Below are 1,116 nucleotides of genomic sequence, written 5' to 3'. Positions count from 1 at the left end.
ATCAGGAGTAGCCATCGGATAGCGATCCGAGCATCTGCAGCTGGCGGCCTCGGGGGGAGTAATGGCCGTGGTCAGGCCATGATCAATTCGAGCGGCGACATGTGGCTATGCCGCCGCCGTTTTAAGTCCCAGCGTCAATCGTAGCCAGCGACCCATTTCGGTAATCGCGCGGTCCACCTCGTCAACGTGGCCGGCTCCCATGATGAAGGAATGCTGGCCCTGCTCGATCTGTCGGACGATGACATCGTTGCCTGCCTCCTTTGCCCTTTGGGAGAAAGCGACGGCGTCCGAGGCGAGTAGCTCGTACTCGCCGTAGTACACCGCGATGGGAGGCAATCCGGACAGGTCGGCTTCCAGCAGGTGTACCCGGGGGTCGGTGTATTCCACGTCGGTTCCATCGAGCCAGCACGACCGGAACAGCTCGAGCAATCCCGGCGTGAGTAGCTTGTCCCGCTCGGAGTTGGTTTTGAGGGATTCCCCGGACAGCGTGACGTCAGTCCACGGCGAAATGGACAACACGGCGCCGGGCAGTGCCTCGCCGCGATCTCGCAGACGCAGCGCAAGCTCGACTGCGAGATAGCCGCCGATCGAGTGGCCAACACTGGCTATCTTGTTGGGGCGGTAGCCCTGGTCGAGCAGCCAGCGGTAGGCGCTTTCCACGTCTTCGACTTGCGCCGGGTACTTGTGTTCCGGGGAACGTCGGTAGTTCAGTACTAGCGAGCGCGCGCCGGCCGCCTTCGCGAGGTGCCCCGCTGCCTTCCGGTCGGAATGCATCGACATCAGCACGCTGCCACCCATATGCGTATGCAACAGCACTGATTCGGGGTCACCGTCTACGGGGATGCACCACAAGGCCTCAACCCCGCCCGCGTCCACCTCGGCATACGTGACGCCTTCGGGTTCCTTCGTTGCCAAATGGATGTTCTCGGTGACGTCGCGAATCGTCTCCAGGTCAAAGTTAACGTTCGAAGATCGCCTCCCGATCTCCGCCAAGAACTCGGCGAAATCGACCGCCTGCTTGCTTGCCATCCAACTGCCTTCCATCGTGGATTATTGGATAACGATCACTATATAACGACCGCTATCTGATGGCTAGCCCTGATCGGTCATACCCGC

The 1,116-nt window shown here is 60.9% G+C and carries 1 protein-coding gene; it reads right to left on the bottom strand.

All coding sequences use genetic code 11. The features are described 5' to 3' along the window. Window positions 1–105: 105 nt before the first annotated feature. Entirely contained in the window at window positions 106–1,029 is a 924-nt protein-coding gene (locus tag A5622_RS22710) for an alpha/beta hydrolase (protein ID WP_066865293.1), read from the bottom strand. Window positions 1,030–1,116: the final 87 nt, after the last annotated feature.

This window comes from Mycobacterium sp. 1245801.1, from assembly GCF_001673055.1.
In the GTDB taxonomy this organism is placed as follows: Bacteria; Actinomycetota; Actinomycetes; order Mycobacteriales; family Mycobacteriaceae; genus Mycobacterium; species Mycobacterium europaeum_A.
This window is presented reverse-complemented; position numbering and strand designations above follow the sequence as displayed.